Source organism: Streptosporangium nanhuense (genome assembly GCF_059358815.1).
In genome coordinates this window covers 14,517-33,965 of the sequence record NZ_JCADBG010000021.1, presented here as the reverse complement: position 1 = coordinate 33,965, position 19,449 = coordinate 14,517, and the positions used below count along the sequence as shown (strand labels likewise).

14 protein-coding genes are annotated in these 19,449 nt (G+C 71.8%); 5 read left to right on the top strand and 9 right to left on the bottom strand.

Annotated elements, in window-relative coordinates:
* Positions 1-11: 11 nt before the first annotated feature.
* Positions 12-971 (bottom strand): 3-oxoacyl-ACP synthase III family protein, encoded by a 960-nt coding sequence (locus AC5L38_RS32845; protein WP_495246700.1) that lies wholly within the window; start codon positions 969-971, stop codon positions 12-14.
* Positions 972-1,125: 154 nt separating this feature from the next.
* Here AC5L38_RS32845 and AC5L38_RS32840 point away from each other — a divergent pair, with 154 nt between their 5' ends.
* Entirely contained in the window at positions 1,126-2,565 is a 1,440-nt protein-coding gene (locus tag AC5L38_RS32840; protein WP_495246699.1) for an MFS transporter, read from the top strand.
* Between the two features lie 108 nt (positions 2,566-2,673).
* Positions 2,674-4,092, top strand: coding sequence for an ABC transporter substrate-binding protein (locus AC5L38_RS32835; RefSeq protein ID WP_495246698.1), 1,419 nt, complete (start codon positions 2,674-2,676; stop codon positions 4,090-4,092).
* A 63-nt stretch (positions 4,093-4,155) separates the two neighbouring features.
* On the opposite strand, the gene AC5L38_RS32830 is transcribed toward AC5L38_RS32835, so the two are convergent.
* From AC5L38_RS32830 to AC5L38_RS32820, 3 genes are all read right to left on the bottom strand, one after another.
* On the bottom strand, positions 4,156-5,121 hold the full coding sequence (locus AC5L38_RS32830; RefSeq protein ID WP_495246697.1) for a GlxA family transcriptional regulator: 966 nt from the start codon (positions 5,119-5,121) through the stop codon (positions 4,156-4,158).
* A 63-nt stretch (positions 5,122-5,184) separates the two neighbouring features.
* Positions 5,185-6,519, bottom strand: coding sequence for a sensor histidine kinase (locus AC5L38_RS32825; protein ID WP_495246696.1), 1,335 nt, complete (start codon positions 6,517-6,519; stop codon positions 5,185-5,187).
* Between the two features lie 239 nt (positions 6,520-6,758).
* Positions 6,759-8,192 carry an LCP family protein gene (locus AC5L38_RS32820; protein WP_495246695.1) on the bottom strand — a complete coding sequence of 478 codons (1,434 nt, stop codon included), beginning with the start codon at positions 8,190-8,192 and terminating at the stop codon, positions 6,759-6,761.
* Between the two features lie 174 nt (positions 8,193-8,366).
* On the opposite strand from AC5L38_RS32820, the gene AC5L38_RS32815 reads away from it, so the two are divergent.
* Positions 8,367-8,879: a GNAT family N-acetyltransferase gene (locus tag AC5L38_RS32815; protein ID WP_495246694.1), complete on the top strand. Its 513-nt coding sequence runs from the start codon at positions 8,367-8,369 to the stop codon at positions 8,877-8,879.
* Positions 8,880-9,087: 208 nt separating this feature from the next.
* On the opposite strand, the gene AC5L38_RS32810 is transcribed toward AC5L38_RS32815, so the two are convergent.
* A complete protein-coding gene (locus AC5L38_RS32810) occupies positions 9,088-9,870 on the bottom strand; it encodes a glycoside hydrolase family 16 protein (RefSeq protein WP_495246693.1) in 783 nt (260 codons plus the stop codon).
* A 30-nt stretch (positions 9,871-9,900) separates the two neighbouring features.
* On the opposite strand from AC5L38_RS32810, the gene AC5L38_RS32805 reads away from it, so the two are divergent.
* Both AC5L38_RS32805 and AC5L38_RS32800 read left to right on the top strand, forming a co-directional pair.
* The gene (locus AC5L38_RS32805) at positions 9,901-10,299 is read left to right on the top strand and encodes a hypothetical protein (protein WP_495246692.1); all 399 of its coding nucleotides are present in this window, start codon (positions 9,901-9,903) and stop codon (positions 10,297-10,299) included.
* Between the two features lie 18 nt (positions 10,300-10,317).
* Complete coding sequence (locus tag AC5L38_RS32800; RefSeq protein WP_495246691.1) at positions 10,318-11,757, top strand: hypothetical protein; 1,440 nt, start codon at positions 10,318-10,320, stop codon at positions 11,755-11,757.
* A 568-nt stretch (positions 11,758-12,325) separates the two neighbouring features.
* Here the strand turns inward: AC5L38_RS32800 and AC5L38_RS32795 are convergent.
* From AC5L38_RS32795 to AC5L38_RS32780, 4 genes are read right to left on the bottom strand one after another with little or no spacing between them, the layout of a single operon-like run.
* Positions 12,326-13,318 carry a MinD/ParA family ATP-binding protein gene (locus tag AC5L38_RS32795; RefSeq protein ID WP_495246690.1) on the bottom strand — a complete coding sequence of 331 codons (993 nt, stop codon included), beginning with the start codon at positions 13,316-13,318 and terminating at the stop codon, positions 12,326-12,328.
* A gap of 46 nt (positions 13,319-13,364) precedes the next feature.
* On the bottom strand, positions 13,365-15,521 hold the full coding sequence (locus AC5L38_RS32790; protein ID WP_495246689.1) for a hypothetical protein: 2,157 nt from the start codon (positions 15,519-15,521) through the stop codon (positions 13,365-13,367).
* The gene (locus AC5L38_RS32785) at positions 15,518-17,578 is read right to left on the bottom strand and encodes a hypothetical protein (protein WP_495246688.1); all 2,061 of its coding nucleotides are present in this window, start codon (positions 17,576-17,578) and stop codon (positions 15,518-15,520) included. The genes AC5L38_RS32790 and AC5L38_RS32785 overlap by 4 nt, the downstream gene beginning before the upstream one ends.
* A 30-nt stretch (positions 17,579-17,608) precedes the next feature.
* The gene (locus AC5L38_RS32780; protein WP_495246687.1) at positions 17,609-18,748 is read right to left on the bottom strand and encodes a DUF8094 domain-containing protein; all 1,140 of its coding nucleotides are present in this window, start codon (positions 18,746-18,748) and stop codon (positions 17,609-17,611) included.
* Positions 18,749-19,449: the final 701 nt, after the last annotated feature.

Genomic DNA, 19,449 nt, shown 5'->3' with positions numbered 1-19,449 from the left:
GTGCCGATCCGTCACATCTCCGCCAGCATCACGCCGGTGCTGATCCCGCCGCCGAGCCCGAGCAGCGCCACCCGGTCGCCCGGCCGCCAGCCGCCCAGCGCGAGCTGGATCGGCAGCGTCGTCGAGGCGCAGTTGCCGTGCTCGGGCAGGCTGACCACCAGCCTGTCCTCGGGGATGTCGAGCACCTGGGCCAGGAAGCGCAGGTAGGGCATCGCCACCTGGTGAACCGCCACGATGGCGAAGTCGTCCCAGGTCAGGCCGGTGCGCTTGAGCGCGTTGAGGAAGATGTCCGGGCCGACCGCCTCGAAGGCCTCCTTCAGCCTGCGCCCGTCGCCGCGGAAGTAGGAGTACTCCGGGTCGCGGGGGTGCGCCGAACCGCCTCCGGGCAGGGTGCCGACCGCCCAGGCCGTGGAGTCGGCCGCGAAGTCGCGGTAGAAAATGCCACGTTCCATATCCGCGGCGACCGTGACCGCGGCACCGGTGTCCGACAGCGTGTAGCCCGCGAACGAGTCGACGAACTGCGCGCGGTCCCTGACCCGCCAGCGGATCGCCCGCGACGGGATCTCGCCCGAGCAGACCAGCACCTTGCGGTGCGCGCCGGTCAGGATCAGCGCCTCGGCGATCTGGATGCCGTTGAGCATGCTGTTGCAGGCGTTCTTGACGTCGAACACCGGGCACGAGAGTCCCAGCTTGGCCGCGACGATGTGCGCGGTGGCGGGCTCGACCATGTCCTGGGAGGCCGACGCGAAGACGAGCAGGTCGACGTCGGAGTGGTCGAGCTCGCGGGCCGCCTCCACGGCCAGGTCCGACGCCTGCTGGTCCTCGCGGGCCACGTGCCGGCGCCGGATTCCCGTCAGCCGCTCGACGAGGCCTCCGTGGGGCGCGTAGCCCTCGATCCGCCGTTCGACGTCAGCGCTGGAGACGGTCCGCTCCGGCAGATACGCCGCGACGCCCGTGATCCGGGCTTTCATTGATCTCCCTGAACAGCGTCAAGTCTCCCCATGTTCGCGCAATGTATCTAAAAGACGATGATTTGTCCTGATCGTCCGAGGGTGAGGGGGGCACAGAAGCAAGAGGAGACCCACTGTGGTATGAGCCGGTCGTGAAGGGGTAGCGGGTGCCGCCATGAGCGACGTTCGGACGGGGCCGGTGACCACGAAGGTCCCCGCGCGGTTGGACCGGTTGCCATGGTCACGATGGCACTGGATGGTCGTCATCGGGCTCGGCACCGTCTGGATCCTCGACGGTCTCGAAGTGACGATCGTCGGAAACCTCTCCGCCCAGCTGGCCAAGGAGGGCAGCGGCCTGGCGATCACCCAGGCCCAGGTCGCGGGTACCGCGGCCGCCCTCTACGTGGCCGGGGCGTGCCTGGGGGCGCTGTTCTTCGGCTGGCTCACCGACAGGTTCGGCCGCAAGAAGATGTTCATCATCACGATGGTCGTCTACCTGGTCGCCACCGCCGCGACGGCGTTCTCCTTCTCGGCCTGGTGGTTCTTCCTGTTCCGGTTCCTGACCGGGTTCGGCATCGGCGGCGAGTACGCCGCCATCAACTCGGCCATCGACGAGCTCATCCCGAGCCGCCACCGGGGCAGGATCGACATCATCATCAACGGCAGCTACTGGCTCGGCGCCGCGGGCGGCGCGTTGCTGACGGTGCCGCTGCTCAACAACCTCCCGCTGAACATCGGCTGGCGCGTCGCGTTCGGCATGGGCGTGGTGCTCGGCCTGGCCATCCTGCTGGTACGCAGGCACGTGCCGGAGAGTCCCCGCTGGCTGTTCATCCACGGCCGTGACGAGGAGGCCGAGGGGCTGGTCGACGGGGTGGAGAAGCGGATCGAGCGCGAGAAGGGCGTCAAGCTCGACGAGCCCTCGCAGTCGATGACCATCCACCAGCGAAAGTCCATCGGGTTCGGCAGGATCGCCCACACCATGGTCGCCCGCTATCCCAAGCGGACGGTCCTCGGGCTGTCGCTCTTCATCGGCCAGGCGTTCCTCTACAACGCCATCACCTTCGGGTACGCGCAGATCCTGTCGACCTTCTTCGGCATCGAGACCGAGACCGGCTACTACTTCGCCGTCATCGCGGTCGGCAACTTCCTGGGCCCGCTCCTGCTCGGGCGGTTCTTCGACACGATCGGCCGCATCCCGATGATCTCCGGCACCTACATCCTGTCCGGGGTGCTCCTCTTCGGCACGGCCTGGCTGTTCAACCAGGAGGTGCTGACCGCGACGACGCTCACCGCCTGCTGGTGCGTCGTGCTCTTCTTCGCCTCCGCCGGGGCGAGCTCGGCCTACCTGACCGTCAGCGAGATCTTCCCGATGGAGACCCGGGCCATGGCCATCGCGTTCTTCTTCGCGATCGGCACCTTCGTCGGCGGCGTGTCCGGGCCGCTGATCTTCGCCAGTCTCGTCGAGAGCGGCAGGCCCGGTGACACCGCTCTCGCCTTCTGTATCGGCGCGACCCTCATGGTCGCCGCCGGGCTGGTGGAGCTCTTCCTCGGGGTCAAGGCCGAGGGCAGGGGCCTGGAGGACATCGCCGAGCCGCTGAGCACCACCCCGGACTGAGAGCCACGGCCATGCCGGAAGTCCGGTAGTCCTTTGGTGTAAGTTTGGCGGCCCTCTGTCGCGGCAGAGGACCCATAAGATCATTTTTCGTGATCGGCCGGATCGGCCGTGATCGACCTCGCCGGGCTGAACATCGTCACCCGCACCGTGATTCTGCTGGAGGTATGCATGCGTGATACAGCTCGTGCGTTCGCCGTGACCACCGCCGCCCTCGCCCTCGGGCTGAGCGCCTGCAGCGCGGGCGGGGCGGCCGACGGCCGACCGGTCCAGCAGTCCGTCCCCGACGCCGGTGAGAAGACCAAGAAGCCCGAGAAGCCGGCCGGACCCGTCACCCTGAAGTACTGGACCTTCTCCCCGCCCGCGGACGCGCTGAAGAGGGCGATCACCGCGTTCGAGCAGGCCAACCCCAGTATCGAGGTCGAGCTGCGCACCTTCGGCGAGGCCGACTACCGCAAGCGGCTGCCCAAGGCGCTCGACGGCGGCGAGGCGCTCGACGTCGTCGGCCTCCAGATCCCGACGATGACCCGCGCCGTCGCGAACCGGCTCCGCCCGGTCGACGACTGGAAGGGCAAGGTCTCCGGCGACTGGGTCGAGGAACTCGACGAGGGCGTGGTGGAGCAGACGGGGAAGGCCGCCAAGGACGGCAAGCTCTACTCCGTCCCGATGGGGTCCAGCGGCGGCGCGGTCATGTACTACAACGCCTCCCTCCTGTCCGAGCTCGGGGAGTCCTTCCCCAAGACGGCCGCCGATCTGGAGTCCGTCGTCAGGCGGATCAAGAAGGAGATCCCCGACCTCCGCCCGGTCGTCTTCTCCGGGGAGCCGCGCCGGCAGGAGGAACTGCTGTTCACCGTCGCGAGCCAGACCCACCCGACCCTCTCCGACGACCTGCTGGCCGGTGACAAGCCCTGGAACGGCCCCGAGATGGTCTCGGCCCTGACCGCGTACCGGTCGCTGTTCGACAGGGGCGTGCTGGCGAAGTCGGGGCTGGCCCTGAAGGGCGACCGCCCGGCCGAGCTCTTCCGCGAGGGCAAGGCCCTGTTCCTGGTGGACGGCTCGGGCCGGAGCCCGATGCTGTCGGCGTCCTACCCCGGGAGCGGGAAGGCGTCCGTCAAGAAGATCGGCGCCGGCCCCTTCCCGACCGTCCTGTCGGGTGCCGAGCACGCCGTGCGCAGCACGCCCGAAGTGGGGCTGGCCGTCCCCAAGGGCTCCAAGCACGTGGCCGAGGCGGCCGCGCTGATCGAGTTCCTGACCGCGGGCGACGGCGTCTCCAGCTGGGCCGGGGACCTGACGATGATCCCCTCGCGTGACGACTTCCGGCCGGCCTCGTCCGTCTTCGCCGCCTCCGAGGGCAAGGACGGCTACGCCGCGATCCAGGAACTCGTCAGGGACGGCGCTTCCCTGAACGTCCCCGACGAGGTCTTCCTGGAGCGCGCCGAGGGCGACGTCATCCTCGACGTCGCCAACGGCCGGACCACCGCGAAGAAGGCGGCCGACCTCCTGCAGAAGGAGTGGGCCCGCGGTCAGTGACGGCTCCTTGGGCGTGACGTCCCCGGGACGCCCGGCCGGGCGGTCCCGGGGCGCCCGGCCGGGTCAGGCGTCCACGAGCCGGAAGGTGCGGCGGTAGGCCATCGGCGAGACGCCGATGGCTCCCTGCAGGTGCTGGCGGAGCGAGGCCGCGGTGCCGAACCCCGCCCGCAGGGCGACGCCGTCCACCGGCAGGTCGCTGGTCTCCAGGAGTCGCCGGGCCAGCTCGATCCGCTGCAGGATGAGCCACTGCCCCGGGCTGAGCCCCATCTCGTCGCGGAAGCGCCGGGTGAAGGTACGGCGGCTCATCCGGGCGTGGGCGGCCAGCTCGCTGAGGGGGAGCGGCTCGTGCAGCCGCTCCAGCGCCCAGGCCCTGGTCGCCGCGGTCGTCGCGGCGGTCGGGGCGGGCAGCGGGCGCTCGATGAACTGGGCCTGGCCGCCGTCGCGCCACGGGGGGACGATGCATCGCCTGGCCACGCGGTTGGCGACCTCGGTGCCGTGGTCGTGCCGGACGATGTGCAGGCAGAGGTCGATCCCCGCCGCCACCCCGGCCGAGGTGAGCACGTCCCCGTCGTCCACGAACAGCACGCTCGGGTTGACCTTGACCTGGGGGAACAGCTCCTGGAAGTGGTCGGCGTAGCTCCAGTGGGTGGTCGCGGGACGGCCGTCGAGCAGCCCGGCCGCCGCGAGCACGTAGGCGGCGGTGCAGATCGAGACCAGGCGGGTGCCCGGCCGGACGCGCGCGAGCGCGGCGGCCAAGGGCTCGGGGAGCCGTCCCTCGCCGGAGATCGTGCCGAGGGCGTGGGTGGCCGGGATCACCACGGTGTCCGCGCTCTCCAGGGCCTCGGGCCCGTGCTCCACCGTGATCGAGAAGTCGGCGTCGGTGCGTACGGGCGCGCCGTCGACGGTGCAGGTGAGCACCTCGTAGAACGGTTCGCCGTCCGGGTCCCTGGCGCCGCCGAAGATGCGCGGCGGGATGCCCAGCTCGAAGGGGATCACACCGTCCAGCGCGAGCATGACGATCCTGTGCATGACCTGATTCTCACACATGGAAGATACGGGCCATCTTCGTGGGGGCCGCTCCGCGGGGCGGGCTCAGGGGCGGAACGCGGTCGACAGCGGCAGGTGGAGGACGAGCCGGGCGCCGCGGCCGGTGGTGCTGTCGGCGGCGTAGAGCCGGCCGCGGTGCGCCATGGCGATGTCCCTGGCGATGGGCAGGCCCAGGCCGGTCCCCCCGGCGTCGCGGCTGCGTGCCGAGTCCAGCCGGGTGAACCGCTGGAAGACCCGCTCCCGCTCCTCCACGGGGATGCCGAGCCCGTCGTCGGTGACCTCCATCACGGCCTCGCCCCGCAGGCTCCCGACACGGACCCGTACCTCGCTCACCGCGTGCCGGTCGGCGTTGGCCAGCAGGTTGGTCAGCAGCCGGCCCAGCTGGGACCTGCTGCCCCGCACCACGACGCCGGGGTCGAGCTTGAGCAGCACCTCGTGCCGGGTCGGCTGGTTCTCCACCTGGGAGGTGACCAGCTCCGCGAGGTCTATCAGCTCCGGCGGGCCTCGTACGCCGGCGTCGAGGCGGGCGAGCAGCAGCAGGTCCTCGATGAGGATCTGGAGCCGTTCGGTGTCCGCCAGCGCGGAGCACATCGTCACCAGGGGGTCCTCCGAGCCCGGATCGGAGATCGCCAGTTCGAGTTTGGTGCGCAGCCCGGTCAGGGGGGTGCGAAGTTCGTGGGAGGCGTCGGAGGCGAAGCGGCGCTGGTTCTCCACGGCCCGCTCCAGCCTTTCGAGGGTCGCGTTGATGGTCCCGGTGAGCTGCGCCATCTCGTCCTCGGAGTCGGAGACGGGCATCCGGCGGCTGAGGTCGGAGGCGGTGATCTCGGCCATCTCGGTGCGGATCCGCTCCACCGGGGCGAGCGTGCGGCCGGCCAGATGCCAGGTGCCCCAGCCGAGCAGCGCGAGAAGCGCCGAGGAGAAGAGCGCCAGCGTGATCTCCAGGAAGTTGGTGCGGAGCGACTGCGGTTCCGGTGTCGCCGCGTAGACCATGACGTTGCCGTAGACGGTGTGATCGGCCCGCAGGCCCACGGCGACGTAGCACGTCCGCTCACTCGCGGAGAGGCCCACGCACGGCGTCCCGTCCACACGCATCTCGCCGGGGGCCGGGCGCATCCGGGTGATCGGGGGCTTTCCCTTCATGGCCGGGCTGGAGGCGACCACGCGTCCGTCGTTCGCGACGACCTGGATCCGGTTGATCCGGGTGACCGGGAGGACGACGGAGTCCGCGGGCCCCGTCTCGATGTCCTGGACCGTCTTTCCCGCCGCCTCGGCCGCCGAGTCGACGAGGTCGGCCGACAGCCTGGTCTCCACGACCTGCCAGGTGGCGAACGCGCCGGTCCCCAGCACCACCGCGAACACGATGATCGCTATGAGGGTCACCCGACCCCGGATCGAGCGCGGATGTCGCAATACGGCTACCCCCTCAAAAAGGGCTGTCCCTCCCATAAGCACATGCTTTTGACCATTTATAGGTGATTGGTATTAATCAAAAGGCAAAGCCAGACCAAGCTCTCACGCCGTTCGGAGGTGAAGGGCAATGGTTACCACCCGCCGGGGGCCGGAGGGACGCGCGGCCCAGGATCCCGGCGGGACGGCGGTTCTCTCCCCGGCGGGGACGGTCAGGCGCCGGCGCACGAGTCGTGGGTCGCGTCGAACCCCTTCAGGCTCTCGGTGTCGTCGCGGGGAAGCGGCTTCAGGCCCTTCCAGTCGTCGCCGATCGTCAGGACGAGCCTGCCCGTGGTCGCCCGGCGGACGGGCAGCGGCCTGGAGGCGAGCAGGTCGCGGCTGAGGGTGGGCGCCTTGGCGGTGCCGTTCGGGGAGTAGGCGATCGTGGTCGTCGGGTACGGCTTGCGCGACGCGTCGCCGATCCTGGCGACGTGGTAACCGCGCTCCTCCAGCTGGACGGCCACCAGCGTGGCCAGGCCGGACCGCATGGTCCCGTTGCGCACCTCGACCTGGATCTTCGACCTGGGCGTCCTGGTCTGGCCGCCCTTGACCCCGGAGCCGGTGATGGCGCGGTCCGTCGCGACGATCTTGAACAGCCTGCCGCTCTGCGGCTGGACCCACTCCACCCGGCCGGGGTGGACCAGCGAGTAGCGCCACGGGGTGGTGATGAAGTGGATCTGCCCCGCGGCGAGCCCCTGCGCGCTGGTCGCCAGGTCCCTCATGACGCCCGGGGTCAGGCCGGGGTCGGTGGTGACCGACTTCGTCGCCGCGTCGAGGAAGCCGAACAGCCGGGCGGGGTCGGTCAGCGTCTCGCCGCTCATGACCTTCTTGACCATGGAGGCGATGAACATCTGCTGGCGCTGGATGCGCCCGATGTCCGACCCGTCGCCCAGGCTGTAACGGGCCCGGACGTAGCCCAGGGCCTGCTCGCCCCCCAGGTTCTGCCGGCCGGCGGCCAGGTGGAGCAGGGCCTTCTTGTCGTCGATCGCCTCGGGTACGCAGACCTCCACGCCGCCGACCGCGTCGACCATGCCCTTGAAGCCGGTGAAGTCGACCTTCACGAAGTGGTCGATGTGGATGCCGGTGAGGGACTCGACGGTCTTCCAGGTGCAGGTGATGCCGCCGGAGTTGAACGACTCGTTGATCATGCCCACGTGCGGTCGCTGCCCGGGCAGTCCCTGCTTGGCCCGGCAGGCGGGAAGCTGGACCATCGAGTCGCGCGGGAAGCTGACGACCATCGCGTTGTCCCGCTTCGGCGAGATGTGCGCGAGCATGATCGTGTCGGTCCGCTCGCCCGCCACCCGGCCGTACCTCGCGTTCTTGCCGCCCCGCTGGTCCGAGCCGACGACCAGGACGTTCATCGCCCTGCCCGCGGCCTTGACCGGGCGTCGCCCGAGGTCCTCCGCGGAGACCTCGACGTGCTTGACGTTGCCGGTGAGCTTGACGTACGCGCCCGCCACCGTCCCCGCCGCCACGAGCACCACCGCGGTCACGGCGGCCACCAGCCACCACAACCACCTGCGGCGCGGCCGCCACGAGCGCCGGCCGGACGGCGCCGGCGGCTCGGAGGGCGGTTCGGGGAAAGCGTCGATCAACCCGCTGCTCACGTGACTCCCGGGGGGGAAGCGGCCACGACGTGCGCCCGTGGCCGAGAAGCCGTGTTCCGGCCGTCGCAGAGTTTACTGACCTCCCGATGCGACCGGTCCGGTGCGGGTCTGTCCCGGGTGGGGGTACGGATGCCTGTCCTGTGTGGTGGTACGCATCCCTGTTACGATCCGCCGGTGATTATCCGCCACGGGCATCTCGGCGACGTACCTGCCGTCCTGGCCATGTTCGACGGCGCGGTGGCGTGGTTGTCCTCTTTGGGACGCACCGGCCAGTGGGGCAGCGAGCCGTTCTCCCTCAACGCGGCCCGGGTCGAGAGCATCACCCTGTGGGCGATGTCCGGCGGGATGCGCGTCGCCGAGTTCGGCGGCCGGCCCGCGGGCTGCCTGGTGGTGGGGGCCGCGATGCCCTACGTCTCCCCCGCCCGCGAGCCTGAGCTGTACGTCCAGGGGCTGGTCGTCGACCGGAGATACCACGGCCGGGGGGTGGGGGCCGCGCTGTTGGAACGTGCCCGCGCGGAGGCCGCCTGGCTGGGGGTCTCGCTGGTGCGGGTCGACTGCTACGCCGGTGACGACGGCAGGCTGGTGGCGTACTACGAGAGCCAGGGCTTCACCAGGACCGAGAGCTTCAGGGTCGGAGACTGGCCGGGCCAGATCCTGGAGGCGAGACTTCCCGCCGCCACGGGCTGAACGGCCCGCTCGGGACGACCTGCTCGGGGTGGCTCGCTCGGGGCGGGCCCGCTCAGGGTGGCTTGCTCGGGACGGTCCGCTCGGGGCGGGCCCGCTCGGGACGGCTCGCTCAGGGTGGCTCGCTCGGGACGGCTCGCGCCGGAGACGCGAAGAGGGTGCGAGACCCGTCCTCACGGATCCCGCACCCTCCTGTGCCGCCCGGGTGGGCTCAGCCCGCCGTGCCCGTCGAGGCCGGGTAGATGCGGAGCCAGTCCACTTCCATCCACGCCTCTCCCGAGCTGCCCTGGCCGGGGAACCAGTCCAGCTGCAGGCAGACCGACATCGAGCTGCTGGTGGCGTTGCCGGAGCGGAACCACTCCTGCCCGTCGATGTAGCCGACGACGTTGTCGGGAGTGACCTCCACGGCGTAGGTGTGCCAGGTGGTCATGTCGATGTTGGCGTGGGCCTGCTCCTGCCCCTGAGGGGTGTGCAGGAAGAAGTTCGGCCGCTGCCTGTCCGGATCGTTGATGACCTCCAGGAAGTCGATCTCCTCACCCGTGGAGCTCCGCACGTTGCCGCCGCCGTCCTTCGGCCACAGCAGGGCCACGGGATGGTACGACCCCGCGCCCGGGTACAGGCGGATACGGGTCTCCCAGCGCCCGTAGGCCTGGTCGTGACGGGCGGCCAGACCGGCCGTGGTCCCGTCCTCGCGGCCGTAGAGGTAGAGCGCCCCGTTGCCGAGGTAGAGCTGCTGGGGGGAACGGCGGCCGTTCCCGGCGTGCCCGGCCGAGTCGTAGAACACCCAGTCGGACTCGTCGAGGTAGTCGTCGAACTCCGCGCACCAGGACGGTGCGCCCCAGCTGAGGGCTTGCGCGGCGCTGGCCTCGCCGGTGGCGGCGGGGGCGCAGGGCGCCGCCGAGACCACCTCTCCCTGGGCCGCGCTGAGGGTGCTCACCGTCAGCGCGGCCACCATGCTGAGTACGGCCACCCGCACGTGGGATCTGGTGATCATGGTTACTCCTCCCAGGATCTGGCGCAGAGTTTGGAGGGACTGAAGCTCCAGCAGCCGATGCTCGTCGGGCTGGGGATTGACGACCTGTACTGGCTCGGCGGCGGCTGGGCGGGCGAGGCGGGCGGTGCGAACACCCAGCGCGGCGCGCCCGCCGGCTCCCGGTTCGCGATCAGCACGACGGGGGATTCCGCGGTACGGCCCCGCCAGGGCCCGAGGCTCCAGCACGAGGCGAGGTCCCCCGGCTCACAGACGTCGGAGGTGGAGCGCTTGAGCGGGGGCAGGGGCAGGATGGTGGGGATCGAGGGCGCCGGGGACGGGGCCGCCATCGGGGATCGGGTGTTCTGGACCGGTTCGGTCAGGAGGGAGGGCTCGTACGCGCCGGTCCGCGTGGGCGCGGGACGGGGGGCGTGGGTCACCCAGCTCGGCTGAGCGGTGCGCGGCGGGCCGGTGGGCTTGAGGGTCGGGCTCGCCGAGGGTTTCGGCGTCTTCCCCGGCGGGGTGGTGGGTTTCGGCGCCGTGGACTGGGTGGGCTTGGGCGCGGTGCTGGTCGGCACGGGCTTGGCCGTCGCCGTCGGCTTCGATGTCGCCGTCGCCGTCGCCGTCGCCGTCGCCGTCGCCGTTGCGGTTGCCGTCGGCTTCGGTGTCGCGGTGGGGGCGGGGGGTGTGGGGGCCGGGGGCGGCGCGGGCTTGGTGGCCGTGACGGAGGGGTTCGGCGTCGCCTTCGGCGGCTGTGACGTTCCGGTCGCCGTGGGCGTGGCGCTCGACGTGGGCGACGAGGTGGCGCTCGCCGACGGCGCGGGGGTGGCCGGGGCGGAGGACGCCGAGGACGACGCCGACGGCTTCGTGCCGCCGGGCGGTGCCTGGGTGGCCTTCCTGGTCTCCGGGGGCGCGTTGGTGGGCGCCGTGTTCTTCGGAGGTGCCTGGGTGGCCTTCCTGGTCTCCGGCGGGGTCTCGGTGCGTCGGGTGTTCCTGGAGGTCTCCGGCGGAGTTTCGGTGCGTCGGGTGTTCCTGGAGGTCTCCGGCGGGCTTTCGGTGCGTCGGGTGTTCCTGGAGGTCTCCGGCGGGGTCTCGGTGCGCCGGGTGTTCCTGGAGGTCGTCGGCGGGTCGTCGTCGGGCCTGGTGTTCCTGGAGGTCGTCGGCGGGTCGTCGGTGGGCCGGGTGTTCACGGGCGGGTCCTCGTCGGCGCGCGTCCTTCTCGACGGCGGGTTCGCCGGCGCCTCGTTCCTGGGCCGTACGGTCTCCCGCGAGGGCGCGGAGGACTCCTCCGTGCGGGGGGCGGTGTTCCGCTCGCCGGGACGGCTACGGGACGTGGGAGGGGAGTCGCGGGTCTCGGGGGGTGACCCGCTCTCCGCGGGGGCGCGGCGGGTTCCACTCTCCGAGGGCGGGGTCCTGTCCGACGTCGAGCCGGAGTCGCCGTTCGAGCGGGGGCTCCGGTCCGATCCGGAGCGGTTCCCGGTCTCGGGGACGTTCACCGTCGAGGGAGGCTCCTCTCCCAGGGGCGCCGGGGCGGCGGCCGCGGGGGGGACGGCGAACTCCTGCGACGGTGATCCCGAACTCACGCCGGGATCCGCCAGGGCGGCCCACGGCTGGGCGATGACCGCGCTTGTCGTCGCGGATACCGCGGCCAGCAGAAGGCCGGAGAGTAAGGTGACACGCCGGGACGAGCTGCGTGGGGGCATTGATCGCTCTTCCTGGATCTATTGGGTGGGCTCTGGGCCGGAGATGGGTTTCCAGCCCGCGGCGGTGAATTCGGGGGTGCCCGGGAGGGCGACCGGCGGCACGGAGGTGGCGAGGGGATCGGGGACGTTCACCCAGTCCCCCTGGTTCGCGCCGCGCATGCCGGGCTGCCAGACCATGAGCAGGCTCATGGCGTATGGGCTCGAATAGGTCGGATCGGTGTCGCCGACGCCCTTGGTCGCGGTCACCAGGACCAGGACCGAGACCTGCACCTGATCCTGGGCGCGAGCCTTCCACTGGACGCCGATCGTCCGCGTCCGCATCGCGGCGCCGTCGGGGAGCGCCCCGTCCTTGGGAAGGCCGAGGATCTCCCGCCAGCCCGCGACGGCCTCGCGGGCGCCGGCCCGTGCCGCCTCGTGCTGCTCGGGCCGCGCGTACAGCACCGCGGCCTGCTCGGCCTGCTCGGCGTCCAGGGTCCACGCCGCCTCCAGCGCCGCGGCGGCGGCCGAGGCCGCGCCCAGCTCGGTGCGGGGGAACCCGACGGGGTAACCGGCCGCGCCCTCGTAGCCGGAGGGCGGGGCGAGGAGAACGGTGTCCCCGACGGCCTTCGGCGCGGAGGCGTTCACGGGGGTGGAATCGGTTCGAAGGAGCTGCCATGCCCCGGCCGCCAGCAGGATCGTCCCCACGATCGAGACGACCACGATGAGCATCCGCCGCCGGGCGCTCGGCGGCGGGCCCAGATCCCAGTTCAGCGTGGGATCGTCGGCGACCGGCCGCACTAGTGGCTCCGGTCTGGGCGCTGCCCGAAGGTCTGCCCGGCCGCCGCGGCCAGGCGGAGGTAGGCGCCCCGTGTCGTGGGCCGCAGGCGCACCAGGTCCACCTCGGCGCCCTCCTTGAGGTGCGGGTCGTAGGGGATGCGGATCACCGCGCGGCAGCGGGAGGTGAAGTGGCGCTCCAGCAGGTCCAGGTCCACGTCGGACTTGGGTTCCACGGCGTTCAGCACGACGATGGCGTTCTTGACGAGGTCGGCGTGGCCGTGGGCGGTCAGCCAGTCCAGCGTCGCGGCGGCCGAGCTCGCCCCGTCCACCGCGACCAGGCTGACCAGCACGATCTGGTCGGCCATCTCGAGCGTCGCGCCCATGGCCCCGTGCAGCAGGCCGGTCCCGCAGTCGGTGATGCAGATGGAGTAGTAGCGCTCGATGAGCCCGGCGACCGTGCGGTAGTCCTCGGCGTTGAACGCCTCGCTCACGGCCGGGTCGGTGTCGGAGGCGAGGACCTCCAGCCGGGCGGGCGACTGGGAGGTGAAGGCGCGGGCGTCGGCGTAGCGCAGGATGTGGGGGGCCTCGGCCAGCATGGTGCGGATGGTCGCGGCCGTCTCGGACTTGACCTTGATGCCGAGGGTGCCCCGGTCGGGGTTGGCGTCGATCGCGATCACCCGGTCGCCGCGCAGGGAGGCCAGCGTGTTGCCGAGGGCGACGGTCGTCGTGGTCTTGCCGACCCCGCCCTTGAGGCTCATGACCGCGATCCGGTGGTGCCCGCTCGCGACGGGGGTCTGGGCCTGCGCCATCAGCGTGCGACGTTCCAGTTCCGCCGCCGACTCCGCGGGGATGAAGCGCTTGCCGGAGAGCTGCCAGACCAGACGGCGCCATCCGCCGGCGGGCTCGGGGCGGCGGTTGGTGAGCAGGTGTTCCGCGGTGAGCGGGACCGTTTCGTGGAACTGCTCGGGCGGGGTGGGCGGCGATGTATGGATATGAGGGGAGGTATCCGTCACTGCCAGGGTCCTTTCTCGAATAGCGATCTTGAGGGGGAACGGGAGATCAGCAGGTCCGCCAGCGCACCGTCGTGCTGATCGAGTCGTCGAGGCCGTGAACGGTCATCGGGGCGGTGACCGAGGCGGGGGCGCCGCACCAGTTGCGGACCCGGTGGGCGCGCAGGTTGATCACCTGCGTGACCCCCTCCCGCAACGTGCCGCTGGAGGGGCTCACGGCCAGGCCGGGAGCCGATATCCGCCACTTCAACGGTTCTCCCGAGATGGTGATGACCATGCTTCCCAGGCCGAACTCGTCCAGCGTCACCACGGGCGGGACCCGCAGGCGCGAGGCGAGCCCGTCCTGTCGCGCCGGCCCGGGGGCGGCGGCGGGGGGCGGGGAGCGGGTGGCCTGGCTGGTGGACGCCTGCAACGACCTCGCGGGCTCCTTGGACTCGATCGCGGGGCCGAGGAGGTTCATCCCGGTCAGGGTGCCCGCCGCGCCCGCCACGACGATGATGACGAGCTTGATCGTCGTGTTCCTGATCCGGGCGCCCGCCCAGCTGAGCGCCTCCAGCACGCGGATCCCCATCTCGATCCGCTCCTCGTCGGGGCGGTCGTCGGGTTCGGTGTGGAAGCGCAGCGCGGGAACCTGGGAGTCGTCCCGCGCCCCGGTCCCGCGCGCCCCGGTCCGGCGCGTTCCGATCTCACGCGTCCCGGTGTCACGTATCCCGGTCTCACGCTTTCCGGTCTGACGCTTTCCGGTCTCGCGTACGCCGGTGTCGCGCATCTCGACGGAGGCCTGCCCGGCGATGACGACGGGCTCGGCCTTGGTGACGGGTTTGGGGACGGGCGGTGCCTGCCGGGGAATGGTGCCGGTGAGCTCCTCGCTCTGGGCGAGGACCTCGCGCGCCCACGCCTGGGTGAGCAGGGCGTCGTAGAGCGGGGTGTCGTGCCCGGGTACGGGAGGCGGGGACGGCGGCCGGGACGGCCGGGTCCTGCGGGGCGGCAGGTCGGGCAGCGGGGGCAGCCCCGAGGGGTTGGCGGGATCGGGGGAGCCCGTCGCGGGTCCGTCTCCCGGTGCCGTGCTCGCCGCCGTGCTCGACGGTGTCGCGGCCGGTGGTCTCGCGGGGGGCTTCGATGCCACCGGCGGGTAGGGAGGCGTGCCGACCCTGGGAGTGGGCGTGGACGGCGCCGCGGCCGACGACGTCGGGGCGGCCGGGACGCCGCCCCCGGCCGGAGTGGCGGGCGAGCCGGGGGACCGGTGCCCGGACGGGGTGGTGGAGCGGTGCCCGGGTGAGCCGGGGGGCCGGTGTCCGGGCGGGGTGGTGGTCCGGCCCCCGGGCGGGGGCGCGGGAAGGACCGGGGACCGTCCCCCTCCCGGAGGGGCGGACAGGACAGGTGACCCGCCACGGGCCGGACGCGCGGGCGGGATCACTTCGGGGGCCGTCTCCGCGGCCGCCCCGGGGGCGGCTTCGGGAGGCAGCGCGTCCGTGAGCCTCTGCCGCTCCTCCGCGGAGAGCGGCGCGACCGGAGGATGGGAGATCATCTGCGGCACCGTGTAACGGATGTTGATCGGCCGCGTGCACACGGAACACCTGATCATGTGAGAGAGCAGGCGCGCCTCGGCGTCCTCCGGGCCGTCGGGAGAGGAGTCCGCCCGCTCGACGGCCGGGCCGGCGGGGAAGACGCCGGGAAAGACGGTCTCCACCAGCGGGGGGAGCTCCGGGCAGGTGCGCCGCCCGTGGGCGAGCGCGTCCAGCCCGCTCACCAGGGTCTCGATCAGGTCCTGGGTGCGGGTGGCGAGCCTGCCGACCTCGTCGACGGGCATCGCCAGCACGTGGGAGAGATCCTCCATACCGAGCGCGTGGCGGTATGTCAGCCTGAGCGTCTCCGTGCCCAGGGGGTCGACGATCGTCCACACCCGCTCGATCAGCGAGGCGTCGGGCATGCCGGGCCCCGAACCCGGCACGTACCGCTCCCGGTACCCCGGAGAGGTGCGGCATTCACGTCGCAGTACGGCCAGCAGCCGCCCCCGGACCGTGACGTCCCCGGGGGCGGCCTCGGCCCGGCCGGCCGCCAGCGCGGAGACGACCGCCGCCCGCGCCCGGCCGGACTCGAGGTGGGAGGCGGCGTAGTCCATCAGGTGCGCGCCGTGCTCGCGCACCCAGGCCGCCCCCTGGCCGGGGCCGGGCGTGAGACGCCCGGATCCGGTGGGTGTGCTCATCGGCCGTAGTACTCGACCGAGTCAGGGTCGACCTGGCCTTGGTCGGGCTGGAAGGGAGCGGTCCGGTCCCCGGTGTTCCCGCCGGGCCACTGCCGCTCGGGAACGCCGTCCCCGGAGTTCCTGGGGGCCACGTCCCCGGTTCCCGGGCGGGCGGGGTCCAGTCCGCCGGTGTCCGGCTGCCAGGGCTCCTCCTCGCCGGGGACGCCCTGCCGCCGGTCGGGCTGCTGCTGCTGGTCAGGCTGCTGCTGGTCGGGCTGCTGCTGGTCGGGCTGTCCCTGGTCAGGCTGTACCTGGTCGGGCTGCGGGAGGGTGCTCTCGCTGGGGAGCGGGCTGGGAAGCGGGACGGGGGGGACGTCGGTCACCACGAGCTCCAGGTTCCGCTGGGGCAGGCCGGTGAACTTGGTCCAGTTGCTGATCTGGCCGGGCGCGGGCTCCGCGTAGAGCCAGCGGATGAAGGCGGGCCACAGACACGAGTCGCGGGGGATCGTCGCCTGCGCGCCCGGGGACGCGCTCGGCCCCTGGGTCGCGCTGAGCGCCTGGATCTCCTCGGCGGTGTAGTTGCGGCACGGCGGGGTGCCCGGCGGGGCGATGTTCAGGTCCCACACGCCGTTCTCGTCCGTGTAGCGCATGCCCCTGTCCAGCCCGAGGGCCTCGTAGGCGCGCCGCAGGAGGTCGGGGTTCTCGAAGACCGGCAGCGAGACACCGCCGTCCGGGCCGCCACCGGGAAGCCGCGGGTCGGCGGGCATGAGCACGGTCCCGTCGGGACCCCGCGACGCGTTCTCACCGGGACCGACGGACGGCTGCGGCTGTACGGGCCGGGACGGCCCGGCCGAGGGAAGCCTCCGCGACGGGCTGGGCGCCTGCGAGCGCCTCTGGTCGTCGCGCGCGGTCGGCACCACGGTCGGCGGCGTCGAGGGCGCGTCGCCGGTCGGCCTGGTCTCGGGGGGCGCCGTGGGCAGGGTGACCTCGCCCGAGGGCACGATCGACCGGCCGGGGCCCGACCGGATCGCCGGCTTCAGGGTGCCCGTCGGCCGGGGGTTCCTGGCGTTGTCGCCGGGCTGCGGGGGCCTGACGTCACCGGTGGGCCCCGGCTGCTGCCTGTTCCCCCCGGTGGGCTGGGCCTGCGGGGGCTTGAGGCCGCCGGTGGGCCGGGGCTGCGCCTGCCTGTCGTTCCCGTTCGGCGGGGGCTGCTGCTGCCTGTTTCCGGTGGGCTGGGGCTGCTGTTGCTGCCTGTCGCCGTTGCTCACCGGGGGCTGCGACCGGCCGTTGCCGCCGTTGGGCTGCGCCGGCTGCGAGGGGCCCGAGGACCTCGTCCCGCCGGACTCGGGAGCCGGCTTGGGAGGCGAGACGACCTCGATCTTCTGCTCCGCGGGACGCTGGATGACGCTGCCGCTCTCGTTGTCGCTCTCCGAGATGTTGCCGCTGATCTTCTTCGTCGGGGTCGGGGGCGGCGGGGCGGGAGGCTGGACGGGCTGGTTGTTCACCGGCGGGGGCTGGGCGGGGGGAGGTTGCGCGGGTCCGGGGTCGGGAGCGGGCCGCACCGGCGCGACGTCGGCCTTGGCGGGCGGGTCGGGTTTCTTGGTCGCCGCGAGCTTCGGCGCGGTCGTCTTGGGAGCCGGCGGCGGGGCCGGCGTGCTCTTGGGGTTTCCCGGCCGCTGCGCGGCCGCGGGGGCGGCGGCGCCGGCGGCCACGCCCAGGACGGGAAGGGCGACACAGCCCTCCGCGGAGCCCGCGATCGCGTGCCCGTCGGTGGTGGCGGTCAGGCAGACCCGCTGGTCCCCGGCGGCGGCGGGTTCGGCGCCGTCCGCGATCGTGCTGCCCGCGTCGGCGCCGGAGAGCGGGAGCGGCTGGTCGCCGCCGGGTGCCGTGCTCGACGTCCAGGCTCCCGCCTGGTCGTCGAGGAGGTACGTGCCCGCCGCCAGTCGCATCACCTGCCCCTCGCCGGGATCGGGGCGCATGGCGATGACGGTTCCCAGCCCGGCGCCGGCTCCGAAGACGCCGATCGCGACACTCGCAGTGATCACCGTCGCGCGCGATGGCTTACGTGAGGGTGTCATTAGAATGTTCCTTTTCTTCCGGTGAAAACGTCAGTCGCCGTGGCTCTCCAGGACGTCGCTCCACTCGCCCAGTACGCGAGCGGGCTCGTTCGAGCCGGCGGGGGGGACATGTGTCACATACATGCGTCCGTATGTGGCGCTCACCGAGCGGGCGAAGGCCTTGTCGCGGGTGCGGACGGCGGCCGAGCCCTTCAGCTTGACCTTCGCCCCTTCCCGCACCGCCTCGCGAAGCTCGGTGGATCGGGCTCCGTACCAGACCAGAGCGCCCCCGTCACTGGTCCTGAGCGCGCGTACCGGTCCCTCAAGCCGGTACGACAGCGCGAGCTTCCAGTCGGCCTGTTCCAGCCGGTCGCGTTCCTGCTGCCAGAACAGCGAGGCCTCGCTGGTCCACGGCCCCTCGTCGAACGCCGGGTCGACCTCGGCGTTCTGCAGGCTCGCCAGATGCGCGCGGGCGATCTGCCGAGGGGTCGCGCTCAGCCCGGTGGCGTTCTCCGGGAGGCTCGTCGCGTAGCCCTCGCCGTCGGTCGCTATCTTGGGGAACCGCGCCGGGGTGGCGCGCGTGTCGGCGGCCGAGGCGACGAGCCGCCAGCCGCCGGGGGCCGAGCTCATCACGTCGACGATCCGCGCGACGCCGGGTTCGTGCGAGACCGCGACGAACCAGTCGGCGGCGCCCTCCACATGACGCGGGATCCACACCTGGGGGTTGGGCCATATACCCGTCGCCAGTGAGGTGCCCTGCATCTTCGCGGTCTTGAAGGCCGCCCTCGTCATCTCCAGCGCGAGCCCGTGCTCCAGCTTCGCCATGGCCGCCTGGTCCTTCCTGGCCTGGGCCACCGACAGCCCCCGCTGGTAGCGGCCGTGGATGCCGTACGCCTCCTTGGCGGTGAGCTGGGGCGAGTTGGCTCCGGCGGCCGGCGGGTCGGCGGGCGGCGGGGTGGTCCTGGTCTCGGTCCGCGGCCTCTTCGTGGGAGTGGCCTCGGGGCGGGGGGACCTGGCCGTGCCGTTTCCGGTGGGCTTCGGGGTTGGTGGGGGGGTGGATCGGGAGGAGGCCGGCGTCGGTGAAGGCGAGGAAGGGGCCTTCTCCCAGCCGGTGTCCGAGGGGTCTGGGGTGGGGTTCGCCGCGAGGGACGGATCGGAGGGTGTTCTGGTCGCGAGCCAGAACACCGCCACGGCGATGATCGCTAAAACCGCCGTGAACAGAATGACCTTCCGCCAATCGAATGACAGGAGGCGTTCGGGATGCCAGTCGGATGAGTGTTCGGAATCGTGCCTAGAGGAAGCACTGCCACGGCCAGAGGACCCAGCCTGTCCATCTGGGAAATCTGATGCACGCCATGACATAGGTCCAAATATTAGACTGACCGTGATCTATTTGGAAGGTAAAGGGCTCAGTAATTGACACTTATGGTTATTGGATTATAAATAACACTTAAGTAGATATATGGGCCGTCCGAAACATGCAATCCCCCCACCTGCTGCCATCCTGCGGGTGGACCGTGCCACGAGTTCTCTGGAGAGGTACGGTCATCGCGAGGTTTCGGATGATCCTTCACGTTTCTTGTTGAACTGCCATTTCTCCGGTGTCGGCCGGTCGTTCGTCTCCCGTTGGGCTTTCCGGTGCCCGTGCGCGCTCTCGTCGCGTACGGAAGATCGCGCCACGAGTTTCCTTCTCCGGATTGTTGCAAGCCGTCATAGCAAGTTGATATGTATGCGTTTCCTCTGTTTGGCGGTCCGGCTCCCGCCCCCTCGTTCGGGTAATTGGAGCCCGCTTTTCCGGGTTCGCGCGGACGGCCGCCTTACGCCCCCGGGCGCCCGCCCGGCAGGGCGCGCGGGTGCGCGATCGGCCGGTACGAGGACGAACGGGCGCGCCG